The organism is Quisquiliibacterium transsilvanicum, assembly GCF_014202215.1.
Classification (GTDB): domain Bacteria; phylum Pseudomonadota; class Gammaproteobacteria; order Burkholderiales; family Burkholderiaceae_E; genus Quisquiliibacterium; species Quisquiliibacterium transsilvanicum.
This window is the reverse complement of sequence record NZ_JACHGB010000004.1, coordinates 371,984-388,325: the sequence shown is the minus strand read 5'-3', so window position 1 is coordinate 388,325 and position 16,342 is coordinate 371,984. Positions and strand designations below refer to the sequence as shown.

Genomic DNA, 16,342 nt, shown 5'->3' with positions numbered 1-16,342 from the left:
GCTTCAAGCATCGGCCACTCCTTTGCTGGCCGCCGCCTTGTCAGTCGCTTCGGCAGGCGCTGCGGACAGCGCCGTGCGGTAGACCTCCAGCCGCGCATCAAACTCCGCCAGCCACTGTGCGTCGACGAATGCCTTCAGGATGCGCCGCACCTCATAGTGCCCTCGGTCCTGCGCACTGCCGCCAGCAGGTTTGAGCCGGCGCAGAAACCCCAGATCGACCACCTTGGTGATCGTCGCGTCCACCTGGTCGATCAGCCGGGCCTCGTTCGTTCCATCAGGCAGGAACACGCGCATCAGCTCGGCAACGTCGTCACGCGAGAGCACCAGCCGGGTGTCGCCACCGCCGGCGTCGAACTCGGCCATGCGCTTGCGCAGCAGCGCCAGCATCAGGCTGACCGGGTAGGAAAGCGGCCGGCGTGCGACGAGCCGTGGCAGGCGCGGCGCGCCCTCGGCCTGGTCCGGGTCCGGGCGGCTCTTCAGAAAGGCGTGGCCTTCGGCCTCGTCCAACACCAGGTCGAGCAGCAGCACGGCGGCCTGCTCCCTCACCCGCGCCTGCAGGCGCAGCAGGCTGGCCCACAGCCGCTCGTCGTCGTCGCGGTAGAGCACGCCCTTGAGCAGGTGCACCATCAGCTGCGACAACTCGGGCACCGCCGGTAGCACGCTGGACGGCGTCTCCACCGAATCGTCCTCGTGCAGTGCGTCGTTCATGTTCTTCTCCCCCTGGCCGCTTGACGCCCGTTATCGCCGTCAACGTGTGAAGATCACGCGCGGCAAGCGCGCCTCGCGCGTCACGGCTTCGCCGTCGGCGTTGCTGCCCTGCCAACGGATCGGCTCTTCCACGGCCTCGTCGACCAAGGCGCGCAGGCCGCCCAAAGCGTCCAGCGCGTCGCTGCCGTCCCCGGCGTGGGCCAACTCCAGATAGGCCACCAGTTCGGCAAGGCCCTGGTGCAGGGGCTCGGCATCCAGCAGCTCGCGCAGCGTAATCTGTGGCTGGCGGCGCAGTGCGCGTTGGACGGCCGACCGCAGGCGCGCCTTGTCCACCACGATCTGGTCGAACAAGCGCGCGGTGTCGATGTCGTCCTCGCCAGCCACGAGCGCCAGATCGGCCAGGCGCGGTGTCACGCTCGGCGTGAACAAGGGCCGCTCCAGCGGCAGTTCAACGTCCGCGCCCATGGCGTCGATGTGCATGACCATGCCGGAGAGCGTCGCCCCGCGCAGAGCCAGCGCCTTGATCTCGATGCCGTGCAGCAAGTCCAGGATGCGGCGGTTCTCCAGAAAGGCCCTGTCGTCCAGGAAGCGGCGCAATTGCTGCGACAGCTGGGCCACCGTGCGCTGCGTGTGTTCGCCCGCCTCCAGCCAGTCGTGGTGCACGCGGCGGGTACGCGGCTCGGGCTTCAGCGCCGCCACGGCGGGCAGCGCCAGCACCTGATCCAGCCGCTCGGAGAGCTCCTCCTGACGCCGGGTGGACATGAGGAAGTCCCAGAAGGCGCGGAAGCTGCGGCCCTGGTCGGAGTCGCCAATGGCGTCGCGCTCGCCCATGATCTCGTCGAGCAGCGCACCCTTGGCGCCTTCCCACAGCGCAATCTTTTCGCGCACCTTGCGGTCGAGCAGGCGGAAGTTGTGTTCCACCTCGCGGAAGTCGGCCAGCAGCTCGCGAGCCAGTTGCTGGAACTGCTGGAAGCGGTCCTTGACCGCCGTGTCGTCCAGCAGGGGCACGTCACCCGCCAGGACGCGGGCGATCTCGGCGTCCAGTTCGTCGCGCTTCTTGCGCAGATCGGCTACGCGCTTGATCGGATCGGCCTCGGTGCCGGCGCTGATCTGCTCCAGCAGCGCGAACAGCGTGAGCAGGCGCGATTCGGTGCCGACGAATGGGCGCTCGGTCAGCGTCAGCAGCCAGGCAATGGCCTTCTCGGTGGCGGGTGTCAGGTCGAACTGCGCCTCGTCCGTGCCCGGCTTGTAGAACTTGCGCAGCCAGCCCTTGTCGGGCGCCGCCCAGTCGTTCAGGTAGTCCTGCGCGCCCTTGGGGTACGCCTCCGGTCCCAACTGCTCGCGCAGGGCATACAGCTCGTCCTCCAGCGCCTCCGCAAGATCGGCCTCGCTCATCACGCGCACGTTCGGCGCCACGAACACCCGGTGCAGGAAACTCGCCACCAGCGGTGCGTGCGGAGAGGCCAGCAGCCGCCAGGCGGGGTGACGGTCGCGCAAGGCGCTGAGGGTGGCGTGGTCCATGGCCCAGGCTTACGCGGCCGCGTCGGACGGGTTGGCGGCGGCCAGATGCGCAAGTGCCAAGGCATCCGAGTCCTCGATGGCGATCTCGACCGAGCGCTTGGCGGCGTCGAGGAGGCGGGTGGCACGCTGGCGCCGCGTCACCAGCCGACGCACCGCCGTCTCGCAGTTGACTGTCATGTCGGTCTTCCTGAACGTTCGTAGTTCTCTTCGTCCGCGCCCCGGCGCGCACCCAGTCGTCCACTTATGACAGCCCGAACTTCCACGGTCGGCCGACGCGGTGCGCAGGCAGCCCGCGGTGCTCGCTGGAAACCCACGATTCAGTGGTCATGGCGTCCGCGCTTGCCAACTGGAAGCGCCTCAAGTGGATTGAACCGGATGAGAGTCTATCCGTGGAAGGCTGCGCTCCCGAGCCTGGCTTCGCGGCGAAACAGCGCGTGAATCAGCGCATCGCGAGCAACCCGGAGACCCGAATGCGCGATGCCGTCCACTGGAGCCACGTCGGCGACCTGGGGCGGGTGGAACAGGCTGTCCCCGTTCATCCCGTTGAAGTTCCGCAGGCGCGGCGCCAGCAAGGTCATGGTGCGGCCCGATGGCCAGGTCGAGGCTGCTGGCGAGGTCAGCACGCAGCTCGACCAGCCCCTGCTGGTGGCGTTGACGCGGGCGTTCTACTGCCAGCACCTTCTCGAGGAGGGCGTGGTGGACCGGGGCAGCGAGGTCGCCCGGCGCAAAGGTCTGCACCACTCCACGGTGAGCGAGCTGCTGCGGCTCACGCTGCTTGAGCCGGCGATCATCCAAGCGATCCTGGCGGGTAAGCAGCCCCGCTGCATGAGCCTGCTGTGGTTCCAGAGGAATCCGCTGCCGACCGACTGGGCGGCGCAGCGGCAGATCCTCGCGCGGTTCGACGAGTGATGCCCTGAACTCGGCTCAGGCCATCACGACCTGGGCGCGTACCTCGACCTTCAGCGCGCGCTTGATGGCGGCGAAGATCGCGGACGCGTTGGTCATCGTCGGGTTGCCCGACTTCGACAACATCCGGTGCAGGCTCTTGGCCGGCTTGTGGATCTCGTCGGCCAGCGCCTCGAAGCCCACGGTGGCGTTGACGAGATCGCGCAGGATCAGCTTGGCGGACTCCGGCTCGCCGTTGACGAACAGGGTGATGGCTTCGTCCAGCAGGGCTTGCGCGAAGGCCGGATCGCTCTGCACGCGCGCGGCCACGGTCTCTTTGAAGTTACGGGTCAGTGCCATGTCACTTCGCTCCTTTCTGGGCGCCGATGCCACGGAACCACTCGACGTTGGACAGGTTGCCCTGCTCCATGCGGCTCACGGCCACTCGCACCTTGGCAGCGGCCACAGCTTCCAGCGAGCCGAACCACTCACCGAAAGGGCTGTCGCCATTGGCCAGCAGCAGTTCCCTGATCTGGTAGGTCACGGGCCAAATGGTGACGTAAATGTTTCCATTACGCCAGTACGTGCCCGCTGCTGGGACTGTTCGATCCTCGATCGGTCGCCGTGGTTGACGGTGAACCGCCGTGCGTAAGTCGAGGATCCTGTCGAGCCCGCACCCGCAGCACAGACGGCCGGAACCCCACGTGGCGCGGAGATCGCAGGCGAAAAAAAGGGCCCGGAGATCATCCGAGCCCTTGTGTATGGTGGGCGGAGGTCTACCAAACAGTCCTCCGCAAGCCGCGCCAATGCTTGTTCTTCGCTTCCTTGATTCGCCGGGTTACCCCGAAAGTTACCCCTCCCGCTGGCCGGCTGCCCCGCGTCACGCCGTCGCGTTGAAGCAACGTCCTGTCAACCTCGGCGTCAAGAAACCCGCAGAGCTGCCATTGCCGCGCAGCCAGGGTGCCAATTGCCCTCCCCGGAATGTTCGGGAAGAACCTACGCCCCAGCTCGAACATTCGCCGAACATTCGCGGCGGCTGCGCCCGTCATCGTGGCGGCTTGTCGGTGTTCGCGATGGTCCGAACCTCGGCGAGCCGCTCGCGCTCCCGCCGAAGTAGGGCGTTCACCGCGCGCGATAGTTCGCGCAGCTTGCGCCACTGCCCGCCCTTGTCCGCGTTGCGGCTGGATCGAACCTTGCCGGCCTCGCTGCGGGGACCGGTGGATTGCTCCCACGGCTTCCGTCGTCGGATCGCTGCCGCCTGCCGTGCCCGCCGTTCTGGTGTCCAGCCGTTCACCATGCTTCTACCCCGAAGGTGCCGCACAAAACTGTCGGGGCAATTTACACATTCCGCCTGTCGTCGGCGTAACTACCTGATCTGTAGGCATGGCATAGATCATGCTTTGGACTTCAACGAATGAAAGGTCGCTTTTCATCTGAAGGAATCGCGGTTGTCTCTCCATGGTGTCAAGGATTCTAAGGGCATAAATTATGGTTGCGTTTCTGCTTCGTCGCGCTCGTGTCGCCCTGGGATATGCGACCTTCGGTGCCGTCGTTCTACTTCTGTCAAGCACCCCAGCGCACGCCGCATATGTGAGAGCGCAGATTATCTTCCACATTGATGCGGTTGATTACGAGGGGCTTCCTCAGGCGGTTACGGATCTGCCTGGTGTTGCTCGAGTGGGGGACAAATACTACGGAAGCATGCTTGTCGATGACGCGGTCTTTGAGCGACAGGAAACGCGTGCTGGGGCACCCGGTAAGGTCAAAGACGTTTACATTCGTTTGGGCGATGCTGTCTGGGATCAGAACAGCCCTCAAGAGCTTGGAAGTGGATACGAGGAAGAGACGAATACGTGGAATCCGAACGTGTTCGGAGGAATTCGAAGTGGCTGCTATTTTGCTTACGATCGTGTAGGCGAGAATGGGTGTAATGAAGAAGAACTCTTGCAGTTCGATGGGACGTACTCGGATATATGGGGGTTTGATTTCGCAGGGAACAGTAAAAAGGTAAATGGGCTATACGGTGGCGTGATGGATCTTAGCGACAGCCTTCCTGTTGATATCTACGGTGATCGTTTTGGGGCGATAGTCTTCGCGATTGGCCCGCTCGATCTTGTTGTTGATTCTTCTGAGTGCCCGGGTGCGTGGCACTGTGGAATGAATTACCCTGCCGCGTACGGATACGGGGTTGGCGGACGCATTCAAGTAAGAATTCCAGAGCCAAGTACTGTCGCTCTGTTTGGGCTTGCTTTATTCGGATTGGGATTGTCTTTACGGGCTAGGGCGCAATAATTCTCGGTGTCTTAATCCTCTCCATCGGTCACTTCCATTAGTTCGTTTTTCAGTGGCTCGGAGTTTCCCGCGCGCGCGTCCGCGCGCACTGTGCTCGAAACCCCATTGTTCACTTGCTGCGGCCCGTGGGCGATGTTCGCTTGCCGCGCGATGACTACCGGCCCGGCCTGGATCGTCGCCAGCGTTTCCAGTGTCGCCCGGCACTGCGCCTGCGCCTTCAGCGCGAGCCGAAGATAGGTCTCGGTCGCGCTCAGGTATTCGCCCATGTTCGCCGCTGCCCGGCGGGCCATCTCGGCGAAGATCGCATTCAAGCTCGACGCTTGCGCCACCAGCATTGCTTCGGCCCCGCTCAGGTCACCCTTGCTCACCGCATCGGCGCGCTCGCGCAGGGCGTGGACTGCCTCGGTGATGCCGATTTCGCCCATCGTGCCCTTGCCGAATGCCTGCACCGTCGCGGCGTTTTCGAGCATCCCCGCTGCCGCGACCTTCGCAATCAGTTGCTGGCGGGTTTCTCCAGGCTTGGCGACATGGTGCAGGGTGCGCGATGCGGTCGGCTCAGCCTGCGGCGGCGTCTTGCGCTTGGTCATTTTGATTTCCTTCCGTGGGACGAAAAATTCTCTGCGTGGGTTGGAACGCGGTTTCGACTCGACAGGGCACACGAGACTTCGACCCCCCTCCCCCTGGCGCACCGCAGGCGGGCAGGGTCATGCCTTCGCCTCCCGCCGCGCCTGCGTACAGAGGTCTAGGAGGAAATCCCAGTCGGCCGGGAACGCGTAGTACCTGGCCCGCACGAGCTGCGCGTCATCAACGTCGATTGCGCCGGCAGCGACCATCTGAACTAGGCGCCGCTCCACCCCCTGCGGCAGCGCGATCAAGTCGAGGATGGCGGTCTTGTGCTGTCGGATCAGCGCGCGCAACTCGTCGGTCAGTGCCCACGATGGCGACGCCACCAGCGCCCCGGCCTCTGCAATCACGGTGACGCCGGCAGTGCGAAGCCGGTCAAGAACCTGGTGAGCGTTCACTAGAACACCTCCGCGCTGGTGCAGTCGGCTCCATTCGTGCCCTCGCCTTCCATTCGTGCCCCGGTTTCCGAGTTTGAAAACGAGGGCATGAATGGGCTGTCAGGGCACGAATGGGCGTCAGGCAGCGCCCACAGTGACTTCATGTCCTTGCCGAATCCGTCGCGGCGGATCGTCACGCCGAGTTGCTCGCGGGCCAGCCGAACAACTTTTTCGGTGAACCCGGCGGCCTTCATGGTGGTGATGACATCGCGCCCGACCGTCTCGCCGGGAGTCAGTACCTCGCGCAATGCCTCCGTCGCCTCATGCGTTGCGGTCGGCTCCGGCGCCTCGCCCTGCGTCGGCTCGGCCTCCGCGTCGGCCAGCACCTCGCGGGCGTTACCCTGGACCATCGCGCCCCAAACGATCCGGCTGGCGAACACGCCAGGCAGCCCCGGAACCTCCACCTGCTCGACGTCGTACTCGAAGCCGCCTTCGTCGGTGGTGATGTTGGCCTTCGACTTCATGAACACGCGGCCACCCTCGCGGGTCTTGCTGGCGACGAACACGATGCGGGCCAGCGCACCAAACGCCAGCGAGCCGGTGACGCGTTCGGTGGGGTCGCGGCCCTGAGTGCCCTTCGAGAAGTGGGTGATGCCCAGGACGGCGATCCCGTGCAGGCGTGCCATATCCACCAGCGGCTGTAGTCCGCGCCGCACCTCGGCGTTCTTGTGACTGTCGCCGGCCACCGCCGACACGATGGGATCAACGATCAGCAGTGCAGGCGGCGCGTCGGCGATGCTGCTCGCCAGTGCGTCCAGGTGCCGCGCTGGATCGAAGGCCACCCGACGCTTGATGCCGTTCACGATCTCGCTGGCACCGTCCACGAACGCGATACGCGAGAGGTCGGCGCCCATCGCCATCAGGCGCGGAACGAGCGTGTCTCCCGGATCATCCTCACCAGACCACAGCAGCACGTTGCCGACACTGGCGCGCGTGCCATCGGGCCACCGGCCGCCGGTCGTCTTGACCGCTGCCAGCGCCAGGGCAATCGTCGTCTTGCCGCCCCCAGGTGCGCCCGCAGCGATATGCAGCTTCCCGCCCGCAAGGTAGCCGTCCCACTGCCAAGCGATAGGCTCCACCTTCACCTGGTCGGCGCGGAGAAGATCCACCTCGCCGTCGAACTGAGGTTCCTGCGCGGTCCCGTAGCCCTTGCGGCGCGCCCCCTGGATCAGCCGCGTCAGCTCCGATCCGAGTAGCGCCTGCGCCCGTGCCGTGCCGCGCATCTCACCGACGCGTTCGGACAGCACCGTCATCGTCGCGCGGATCGTCGCGTCATCCATCCCGGACGCGACCATGCGCCCGACTACCCGCGCTGCGTTGCCGTGTACGTCATCGCCGGCAAGGAGTTGCGTCAGCCAATCGGCCGCGCTGCCAGTCGGCTGCTGTTGCCTCACCGGCTCGCCGTCATGCACCTCGGATAGAACCGCGTCCACCGGCATCAGCTCGCCGTCGAACTGCCAGGTCATCGCGCCTGCGCGGGCCGTGTAGAGCGGCTGCTCGGGCTTCGAACAGGCATCGTCGATCTCGACCGGCGCATCGGCCAGCGCCTGCAATCGCGCAGCGATGCCACGGCACAGGCGCCGGTACTCGTCGCGGCTCACCTCACGGTCGAGCGCGAAGAACAGCCGCATCTTGTAGATGCCGGCCTCGGGCTTGTGTGACGCCGTGGTGTAGCCGAAGCCTTGCCATGCCTCCGAAGCCTCGACAATCCGGCCCATGTCGATCTCGTCGCGGACCCGATCCAGGTCGAGTGCAGCGAAGGCGACCGGCAGGACCGCCTCGGCGTTGCGCCGGCCATCGCGCAGCGGGCCACAGACGAACGGACCGTCCTTCGCGGTCAGGGTCGCCGCGCTGGTCAGGACGTGCCGCGCGAACTCCGGAAACGGCAGCCGCACCACGTTGAGTCCGTGGGCGTGTTCCTTGTTGCGGCCAGCGGAGAAGATGATCTCGGTCATCGCGTGGCTCTCCGTCGCGCGGCCTTCGCGGATGCGCTGCGCTTCGCTATGCATCGCCGCCCCCGATCCGACGGACGAGCCGCCGCGCCAGGGTGACAGGGACGAAGCCCCAAACGGCCGCGCGCTCGATTGCCGCTCGCGTGCGCTGCGCGATACGACGCCGAAAGTTCGGAAGTGCCTTCGGGGTCGCGCGGTCGCCACCGCTGCGGCCCTTGTCTTTTGCGGGGGTCGCCATGTCGCCCCCTTACTGCCCGGCCTGGTCGATCAGCGCGCGGATGTCCTCGACGCGCCAGGCGGTGACGCGCGGCCCCAGCTTGATCGGCTTGGGGAAGCGGCCGGACTTCACGCCCGCCCACCAGGTCGATTTGCGAACAGGGATCAGCGCCGGGATTGGCGGGGTCGCCTTGTCGTCGCCGATGATCGACGGCAGGCGCAGGAAGCCGGTGACGGGTAGTTGGTGCATCGCGGAGTGTCCTCGTCCGAGTTAGTCTCGTTCGGGCAATCCTCGTTTCTCCATTGAGTTGACGCACCGCAGTTGCGGCGGCCTGCACCGCAGTTGCGGCGCTAGGTTCCGGTCAAGCTGCGCTTGGCGGCTGCGAATTTCTGTTCCAGGCTTCTCTCCGACATTCCGGGCTTGCCCTCATGGTGCGCCAGCAGGGCGGCAATGATCGCGGCTTGACTGTCGTATACGGACAGCGGCTGCCCACCGGGGGACTTCCCAAGCATCAGACCTATTAGTCCTCCGATGATGTTCAAGTACGTTGTCTCTGCGCGGCGAGATGGTTGCCCTGTGTCGCCGGTACGGGAGCCGCTCTCTATGCTCTTGAACCAATCCTCAATAGTGGTCGGGAGCCTTGCCTCTAGGGCGTTCGCTCTCTGCACCCACTCCAGCGGTGAGATGTACCTTTGCCCTCGGTACTCCCAATGACGTCGGAAGTTCATGAGAACGCCTCTGTAACCCCCAAGCTTGAGTACGTTGTTAATCTCGACCCAGACGAGGAAGTCGTCGGGGTTCATCTCCGCTCGGATTGCGTCACCGTTCTCCGCAAGCTTTTGCAGGTACGCTGGATCGTGGTGCTCTTTGACGGCTACCGGATGAAACCCCAAGACGAGGGCCGCAGCTTCTTCGGGAGTCCAGTAGTCGAGTTGAAGGTACGCCTTGGCATTCATTGGATGCAGCCTGTACTGGGCCACGATCCAATCGGGCAATTCCCGTTCCCGCTTGGCGAGTTCGTCGTACTGGATGAATTCCATTCGCGCGCCCTTTCGCGCCCCTTGATCGGATGCCGCGCCAGCCGGGCAAGGGAACCCGGTTTTCGCCCTCGGGGATCAGCCTCGGGCTAGGCGCGGCAAAGCTCTGGTTCTCTCAGGTCACGCGACGTTGCCCCGCATCGGGATCACTTCCGCGCCGGCCCGTTGCCGGTCCAGCCAGTCGGCCCATTGCTGCATCATTTCCCGCCGCTGCGGCAAGTGCGCCGTGCGGTTGTACGCGCGCCCGTTCGGGTCTTTGACGGCATGGGCAAGCTGATGCTCGATCAGGTCCGGCCGCACGCCCAGAACTTCATCAAGGATCGTTCGCGCCGTCGCTCGCCACCCATGAACCGACATGACTTCCTTCGGCACCCCGAGACGTTGCATCGCCGCCCGGATCGCCGCGTCGCTCATCGGATTCTCATGGTCCCGTGCACCGGGGAAAACGTAGCGTCCTCGCCCGGTCAGCGGGTGAAGGTCGCGCAGGACTGCCACTGCCTGAGACGCCAGCGGGACGATATGCTGGGTGCGAGTCTTGGTCACGGTGTAGCGCCATTCGGCCCCGTCCAGGTCGATGTCGGCCCACTCGGCGGTGCGCAGTTCGCCGGGACGAACAAACAGCAGCGGCGCAAGCCGGATTGCGCTTTGGACGACGAGCGTTCCGGCGTGCCCGTCGAGTTTCCGCAGTAGCGGCCCGATGGCCTTCGCGTCCGTCACCGCTGCGAAGTGCTCATGTTTCATCGGCGCGAGCGCCCCGCGCAGGTCGCCCGACGGATCGCGCTCGGCGCGGCCGGTGGCGATGGCGTAGCGGAACACTTGCCCGCAGTTCTGCAACGCTCGGTGCGCCGTCTCGACGGTCCCCCGCCCCTCGATTCGCCGCAGGACCGTCAGCAGTTCCGGGGCGGTCACTTCGGCCACGGGACGCGCGCCGATCCACGGGAAGAGGTCGCGTTCAAGTCGCCGAATCACCTTGTCCCCGTGCGAAGCCGCCCACCTCGGAGACATCTTCGCGTACCACTCGCGGGCCACCACCTCGAAGCTGTTCGCCGCGCGCTCGGTCCCGGCGGCTCTCGCGGCCTTGCGATGCTGGCTCGGGTCGATCCCGTCGGCCAGCAGCTTGCGGGCCTCGTCGCGCCGCTCGCGGGCCTTCGCCAGTCCGACATCCGGGTAAGTGCCCATCGAGAGCAGCTTTTCCTTACCCGCGAACAGGTAGCGGAAGCGCCACCATTTGCCGCCGCTCGGGGCGACTTCCAGGTACAGCCCGCGCTCGTCGCGCAGCCGGATCGGCTTCGGGCCGGGCTTGGCGTTGCGGATTGCAGTGTCGGTGAGCGGCATGGGTAACCCCCGTCCGGGTAACTCGGAATCGGGTAACTCTGCGCCGGGTAGGTGAGCTACCCGGATAGTTACCCCGGTCCGCGACTGGATGTCGCTGGACGATGTTACCCGTGCACGGACGAAAAACCCAAAAGAAAACCGGCACTTAGGCCGGTTTCGGGATTCCGTTGGACATCAACGGATGATGTAATGGTGGAGCGGAGGAGGATCGAACTCCCGACCTTCGCATTGCGAACGCGACGCTCTCCCAGCTGAGCTACCGCCCCAACAGAAGCGGGATTATAGCGAAAAATCCCGCATATGCACGCCAGTGCCGCGGCTAGTCGTCTTTGCGCATCAGCCGCTCGAGCAGCTTGCGGTCCACCGCGGGGGCGAAGAGCTCGATGAAGGTCAGCGCGAAGCCGCGCAGGAAGGCGTCGCGGCGCACCGCCAGCCGGGTGTGATTGACGCCGAACAGGCTGCCGGCGGGCAGCGCGGTCAGGCTGCGGTCGCGACCGGCGTCGTAGGCGAGGTCGGCCATGATGCCCACGCCCAGGCCCAGCGCCACGTAGGTCTTGATGACGTCGGAGTCGATCGCGGCCAGCACGATGTCCGGCTCAAGACCGGCGTCTGCGAAGGCCTTGTCGATGCGGCGCCGGCCGGTGAACTCCTCGACGTAGGTGATGATCGGGTAGCGCACCAGGGTCTGCAGCGTGAGCGGCTTCTCGAGCAGCGGGTGCTTGTTGGGCACCACCACCACGTGCTCCCACTCGAAGGCGGGGATGGTCAGGATCTCGGGCAGCTCGTCCGACACTTCGGTGGCGATCGCGAAGTCAACCTCCCGGCCCAGCAGCGACTGGGTGATCTGGCGCGGATTGCCCTGCACCAGCGTCAGGCGCACCGCCGGATAGCGCTTGCGGAATTCGCGGATCACCGAGGGCAGCACGTAGCGCGCCTGGGTGTGCGTCGTGGCGATGCGCAGTTCTCCGGCGTCGCGTGCACGGAAGTCGGCGGTCACCCGCTCGATTCCCTGCACCTCGGCGAGCACCCGCTGGGCGCGGGCGAGGATGGCCTTGCCCGGCTCGGTGAGCCCCAGCATGCGCTTGCCGTGGCGCACGAAGATGTCCACCCCCAGCTCGGCCTCGAGCTCGAGGATGCCGCGCGAGAGCGCGGGCTGCGAGGTGCCGATGGCCTGCGCCGCATGCGTCAGGTTGAAGTTGTGCCGCGCCGTCTCCTGGACGAAGCGCAGTTGCTGCAGGTTCATCGGTGGCAGGACCGCTCAGGGAAGTAGCGGTCGCAAAAATAGCACGGGCCGCGCGGCAGCCAGCTGGGCACCGCGTACCAGCGCGCGCGGATCTCCTCGAGCACCGCATCCCGGTAGGCGGCGTAGCGGAAGCCGTAGCCCTCGATGAAGTGGAAGGTGGCGCCGAGCACCTGCTCCTGGCGATAGACCACGCGCTTGAAGTAGGGCTCGTACTCGGCCCGGTCCGGGACTTCCTTGCTCACCACCAGCAGGTCGCGGCCGTCCAGCGCCCGGAAGTCGGTCAGGATGTCGTCATGTCGGGCATGGCTGGAGCCCGAGCCGAACACCGGCACGTGCCGCCCCAGGTTGAAGCCCAGCGTGACCGCGGGCGAGTAGCCGCGCGCGGTGACGACGAAGCGGTCCGCCAGCGGCTCGATGCGCTCGTTGAGCGCCTGCGGGCGCAGCGTCATCACGATGCCCTGGTAACGCTTCGAATCCGCGAACCATTCGATCGGCGCGGCCGCCAGGCCGGCGATGATGACGTAGTGCACCACCGCAAGGCCGGCGGCGAAGCGCACTGCCCGGCGCAGCCCGCCCCCCACCGCCGCGTCAGCGTACCCGCCCTGCCCCGCTGCACCCCCCTGCCCCGCCGCGCCCGCCGGGCCCAGCGCGAACAGCATCACCGCGGGCGCCACGAAGCTGGCCAGCCAGTGCAGGCCGATCGTCTTGACCGCCGACAGCAATGCGAACACCGCGAACGGAATCGCGGCCAGCCAGGCCAGCGCGGTGCGCTCGCGCGATGCGCCATGCACGCCCGCCGAGCCCAGGCGGCCGGTGCCTCGCGCCAGCGCCCACAGCACGGGCGGCGTGAGCACGTAGGCCAGCGATACCAGGTACAGCAGCGGCGTCGTCAGCGACCAGCCCGCGTTGTCGTGGCGGTTGACCACGTTGAACATCACGTTCGGCCAGCAGTTCTGCCAGTTCCACACCACCTGCAGCAGCGCCGCCGGCAGGCTGGCAAGCACGATCAGCGAGATCCCGAACACCCGCTGCCGCCCGGGTCGGGTGACCGCGTGCAAGAAGATCGCCAGCGCCAGCAGCGCGGCGAAGTACTTGGAGAGCAGCGCGCCGCCCAGCATCAGCCCGGCCAGCAGAAAGTCCAGCCCGCGGCCGGTGCGCAGCGCGCGCAGGTAGGCGGCCACCGCGCCGGCGCTGAAGATCATCAGCGGGATGTCGGTGGTGATCGCCACGTTCCAGGCGTTCAGCGGCACCAGCAGCACCAGCGTCGCGGCGCTCCAGGCCAGCGCCGCGCCGTGGCGCGCCAGCGTCGCGGCGACGATCAGCCCGACCAGCGGCGGCGCGAGCAGCGCCGGCAGGCGCAGCACGAAGGGATGGTCTGAGATCGCGGACATCGCCGCCAGCCACCAGCCCACCATCGGCGGGTGGTCGTAGAAGCCCCAGTCCGGGTTCTTGCCCCAGGCGTGGAAATAGGCCTCGTCGCCGGTGATCGGCAACCAGGCCGCCAGCGCGCCGCGCAGCAGCAGGGTGATCGCGGCTAGCGCGAAGAAGGTTCTGGTTTCGGGAGTGCTGTTCATGCCAGTCGAACGAGGCAGGCCCACCCAGGGCCCGCCGCAGGCGCGCCCTGCAGGGGAGCGAAAAATGGAGCGGGAAATAAAAGGGGCGCACATCGCTGTGCGCCCGAAAAAAGCAGCATCGCTGCCTCTCCTCCTCCTCGATGCCCTGCGCGCCCCGTGACGGTGCACAGCGCGCAAGACGGACCGATGCTAGCCAAAGGGAGGGCCTTCGTCTACGGGTTTCGGCTAAAGGACAACCCTGAGCGGGTTCGTTCTCAGCGCGCCCGGTCGACCCAGGCGAGCATGCCGATCGCAAGCACCAGCGCGATCATGCTCGGAACGCCCGCCGCCAGCCACGCGGGCCAGGTGTTGAGCAGGCCAAGATGCGAGAACAGCCCGTTCAGGAAATGGAACGCCACGCCAAGCATGATGCCCGCGAACACCTTGTAGCCGATGCCGCCGCTGCGCGACTGCAGGTAGGCGAAGGGCAGCGCCAGCGCCATCATCACCACCACCGCGATCGGATAGAACACCTTCTTCCACAGTGCGATTTCGTAGCGGTCGGCGCGCTGCAGGTTCTCGCGCAGGTGCTGCACGTAGCGCACCAGCGACCACGCGGACATCCGCTCCGGATCCAGGGTCAGCACGCCCAGGATCTCGGGGGTCAGCTCCGACGCCCAGTCGTGGCGCTCGAGTTGCGTGCGCACCGCGCTCAGCGCCACGGTGCTGTCGGCCACCTTCACCGGCTCGAAGAGCGTGCGCTGCACCTTCATCAGCCGCCAGCCCGAAGGCGGCGTGAAGCTGCCCGATGCGGCCCGCACGATCTCCAGCAGCCGGAAGTCGGTGTCGAACTCGAAGGAGCGCAGGTCGCGAAGCGTCGTGTCCGGCATTACTTCGGCCACGTTGACGAAGCGCAGCCGCTGCACCCTGCCCTCCGAGTCCTTCAGCGTGTCCTTGATCCACAGGCCGGAGCGGAACTGCACGCCCACGGTCCCGCCGATCGCCCCCAGGCGCACCTGCTGCGCCAGCCGCTCGGCAGGCGGCGTGAGCAGTTCCCCGAAGAGCACGGTGACCAGGGCGATCACCGCGCCCACCGAGGTGATCGCCGCGAGCGCCCTCCGCCGACCGAGCCCGGCGGCGCGCATCGCGGTGTACTCGGAGTGCGAGGCGAACTGCGCCAGCGCGAAGATCGAGCCGATCAGGGCCGCGATCGGCATCAGCTCGTAGACGTGCCCCGGAATGTTCAGCACGACGAAGGCCAGCGCATGCTGGACGCGATAGCCGCCACGTCCGATGTCCTCGAGCTCGCTGATGAAGTCGAAGAAGGTGAACAGCGCCAGGAAAGCCGCGAGCACGAAGGCGACCGCGGCGAAGACCTCGCGGGCCAGGTAGCGACCGATGAGCGTCAAGCCGCGGCCCTCCACGGCAGCAGCGAGCGGCGCCGCAGCGGCAGCGTCATCCGTCTCCAGAACAGCAGCCCCGCGACCGCGAGCAGCGCCGCGTGGATCACCCACACCGCCAGCCCGAACTGCGCCTTTCCCTGAGAAACCCAGGCCTGGCTCAGCGAGAGCAGGTTGCTGTAGGTGACGTAGACCAGCAGCGCCACGATCAGGTTCACAGAGCGCCCGCCGCGCGGGTTGAACGAGGACAGCGGGATGGCCAGCAGCGCCAGCACCACCGCCGACACCGGCAGACCGATCCGCCAGAGCAGCTCGCCCTGGTTGCGCGGCGTGGGATCGGCGATCAGCACCATCGTCCCCTTCACCTTGGAGGACTGGTCGCGCGCCGCCAGCGCCCGCGGCTCGAGCCGCAGCCCGTAGCGCTCGAACTCCATCAGGCGAAACGCGGGGGCGTCCGCCTCGCCGTCGTAGCGCCGCCCCTTCTCCAGCACCAGGAAGCGCTCGCCGGTCTCCTCGCCCTGGATGCCGCCTGCCGCCGCCACCACGATGCTCACCCGCCCCGCCTCCTGCTGGGTGACGAACACGTTGCGCACCTCGCGCTGGTCGTCGCTGATCGACTCCACGAAGAACACCCGCGACGAGGACGCAGACTCCCGGAACTGCCCTGCCGCCACCTGGGAGACGTCCTCGCGCTGCTCGAAGCGGCTGCGGTACTCGTCGGACTGCCGGCTCGCCCAGGGGCCCGCGACGAAGGCGACCAGGGCAACGATCAGCATGAAGGGCAGCGCGAAGCCCAGCACCGGCCGGATCCAGTCGAGCAGGCTGCGCCCGCTCGCGAACCAGACCACCATCTCGGAGTCCCGGTAGGCCCGCGTGATGGCGAGCAGCACCGAAACGTAGAGCGTCAGCACCAGCAGCACCGGCAGCGCGTTGATCGCGCTAAAGGCGACCAGCGGCACGAGGCTGGCAGTGTCCACCTTGCCGCCGGCTGCCCGCCCAAGCAGCCGGATCAGCGTGGTGGTGACCAGCACCGTGAAGAGGGTGGCGAAGACCACCCCCGCCAGGTTGGCGAGATCACGGCGCAGGGCTTTGGTGAAGAGCATGGGCGGGAGCGGGTCGTTGCGCGCAGCACTGCCCT

17 protein-coding genes and 1 tRNA gene are annotated in these 16,342 nt (G+C 66.7%); 2 read left to right on the top strand and 16 right to left on the bottom strand.

The window, feature by feature from the left end:
* Positions 1–3 precede the first annotated feature (3 nt).
* Genes HNQ70_RS11205 through HNQ70_RS11195 form a run of 3 tightly spaced genes read right to left on the bottom strand, consistent with a single transcriptional unit; the run spans position 4 to position 2,406 of the window.
* Positions 4–708 (bottom strand): DUF4194 domain-containing protein, encoded by a 705-nt coding sequence (locus HNQ70_RS11205; RefSeq protein ID WP_183967468.1) that lies wholly within the window; start codon positions 706–708, stop codon positions 4–6.
* Positions 709–747: 39 nt separating this feature from the next.
* Positions 748–2,229: a DUF3375 domain-containing protein gene (locus tag HNQ70_RS11200; RefSeq protein WP_183967466.1), complete on the bottom strand. Its 1,482-nt coding sequence runs from the start codon at positions 2,227–2,229 to the stop codon at positions 748–750.
* 9 nt (positions 2,230–2,238) lie between these two features.
* Positions 2,239–2,406: a hypothetical protein gene (locus HNQ70_RS11195; RefSeq protein ID WP_183967465.1), complete on the bottom strand. Its 168-nt coding sequence runs from the start codon at positions 2,404–2,406 to the stop codon at positions 2,239–2,241.
* 300 nt (positions 2,407–2,706) lie between these two features.
* Here HNQ70_RS11195 and HNQ70_RS11190 point away from each other — a divergent pair, with 300 nt between their 5' ends.
* On the top strand, positions 2,707–3,138 hold the full coding sequence (locus HNQ70_RS11190; RefSeq protein WP_183967463.1) for a hypothetical protein: 432 nt from the start codon (positions 2,707–2,709) through the stop codon (positions 3,136–3,138).
* 15 nt (positions 3,139–3,153) lie between these two features.
* Here the strand turns inward: HNQ70_RS11190 and HNQ70_RS11185 are convergent, their stop codons facing one another.
* Together HNQ70_RS11185 and HNQ70_RS11180 are read right to left on the bottom strand one after the other, a co-directional pair.
* Complete coding sequence (locus tag HNQ70_RS11185) at positions 3,154–3,474, bottom strand: helix-turn-helix domain-containing transcriptional regulator (RefSeq protein WP_183967461.1); 321 nt, start codon at positions 3,472–3,474, stop codon at positions 3,154–3,156.
* 1 nt (position 3,475) lies between these two features.
* Positions 3,476–3,658, bottom strand: a complete 183-nt coding sequence (locus HNQ70_RS11180) for a hypothetical protein (RefSeq protein ID WP_183967459.1) — start codon at positions 3,656–3,658, stop codon at positions 3,476–3,478.
* Positions 3,659–4,602: 944 nt separating this feature from the next.
* On the opposite strand from HNQ70_RS11180, the gene HNQ70_RS11175 reads away from it, so the two are divergent.
* Positions 4,603–5,406 carry a PEP-CTERM sorting domain-containing protein gene (locus tag HNQ70_RS11175; protein ID WP_183967457.1) on the top strand — a complete coding sequence of 268 codons (804 nt, stop codon included), beginning with the start codon at positions 4,603–4,605 and terminating at the stop codon, positions 5,404–5,406.
* Positions 5,407–5,417: 11 nt separating this feature from the next.
* Here HNQ70_RS11175 and HNQ70_RS11170 read toward each other — a convergent pair whose 3' ends face one another.
* The 11 genes from HNQ70_RS11170 to lptF form a co-directional block, all read right to left on the bottom strand.
* Complete coding sequence (locus tag HNQ70_RS11170; RefSeq protein WP_183967455.1) at positions 5,418–5,993, bottom strand: hypothetical protein; 576 nt, start codon at positions 5,991–5,993, stop codon at positions 5,418–5,420.
* A 117-nt stretch (positions 5,994–6,110) separates the two neighbouring features.
* A complete protein-coding gene (locus tag HNQ70_RS11165; protein ID WP_183967453.1) occupies positions 6,111–6,428 on the bottom strand; it encodes a TubC N-terminal docking domain-related protein in 318 nt (105 codons plus the stop codon).
* Complete coding sequence (locus HNQ70_RS11160) at positions 6,428–8,422, bottom strand: ATP-binding protein (RefSeq protein WP_183967451.1); 1,995 nt, start codon at positions 8,420–8,422, stop codon at positions 6,428–6,430. The genes HNQ70_RS11165 and HNQ70_RS11160 overlap by 1 nt, the downstream gene beginning before the upstream one ends.
* 244 nt (positions 8,423–8,666) lie before the next feature.
* On the bottom strand, positions 8,667–8,885 hold the full coding sequence (locus tag HNQ70_RS11155) for a helix-turn-helix transcriptional regulator (RefSeq protein WP_183967449.1): 219 nt from the start codon (positions 8,883–8,885) through the stop codon (positions 8,667–8,669).
* A 101-nt stretch (positions 8,886–8,986) separates the two neighbouring features.
* Positions 8,987–9,676, bottom strand: a complete 690-nt coding sequence (locus HNQ70_RS11150; protein WP_183967447.1) for a hypothetical protein — start codon at positions 9,674–9,676, stop codon at positions 8,987–8,989.
* 117 nt (positions 9,677–9,793) lie between these two features.
* Positions 9,794–11,008, bottom strand: a complete 1,215-nt coding sequence (locus HNQ70_RS11145) for a tyrosine-type recombinase/integrase (RefSeq protein WP_183967445.1) — start codon at positions 11,006–11,008, stop codon at positions 9,794–9,796.
* Positions 11,009–11,198: 190 nt separating this feature from the next.
* A tRNA-Ala gene (locus HNQ70_RS11140) sits at positions 11,199–11,274 on the bottom strand.
* Between the two features lie 53 nt (positions 11,275–11,327).
* The gene (locus HNQ70_RS11135) at positions 11,328–12,251 is read right to left on the bottom strand and encodes a CysB family HTH-type transcriptional regulator (protein ID WP_183967443.1); all 924 of its coding nucleotides are present in this window, start codon (positions 12,249–12,251) and stop codon (positions 11,328–11,330) included.
* The gene (locus HNQ70_RS11130) at positions 12,248–13,825 is read right to left on the bottom strand and encodes an ArnT family glycosyltransferase (RefSeq protein ID WP_183967441.1); all 1,578 of its coding nucleotides are present in this window, start codon (positions 13,823–13,825) and stop codon (positions 12,248–12,250) included. The genes HNQ70_RS11135 and HNQ70_RS11130 overlap by 4 nt, the downstream gene beginning before the upstream one ends.
* Before the next feature lie 254 nt (positions 13,826–14,079).
* Positions 14,080–15,213, bottom strand: coding sequence for an LPS export ABC transporter permease LptG (gene lptG / locus HNQ70_RS11125; protein WP_183967439.1), 1,134 nt, complete (start codon positions 15,211–15,213; stop codon positions 14,080–14,082).
* The gene (gene lptF, locus HNQ70_RS11120; protein ID WP_183967437.1) at positions 15,210–16,307 is read right to left on the bottom strand and encodes an LPS export ABC transporter permease LptF; all 1,098 of its coding nucleotides are present in this window, start codon (positions 16,305–16,307) and stop codon (positions 15,210–15,212) included. The genes lptG and lptF overlap by 4 nt, the downstream gene beginning before the upstream one ends.
* Positions 16,308–16,342: the final 35 nt, after the last annotated feature.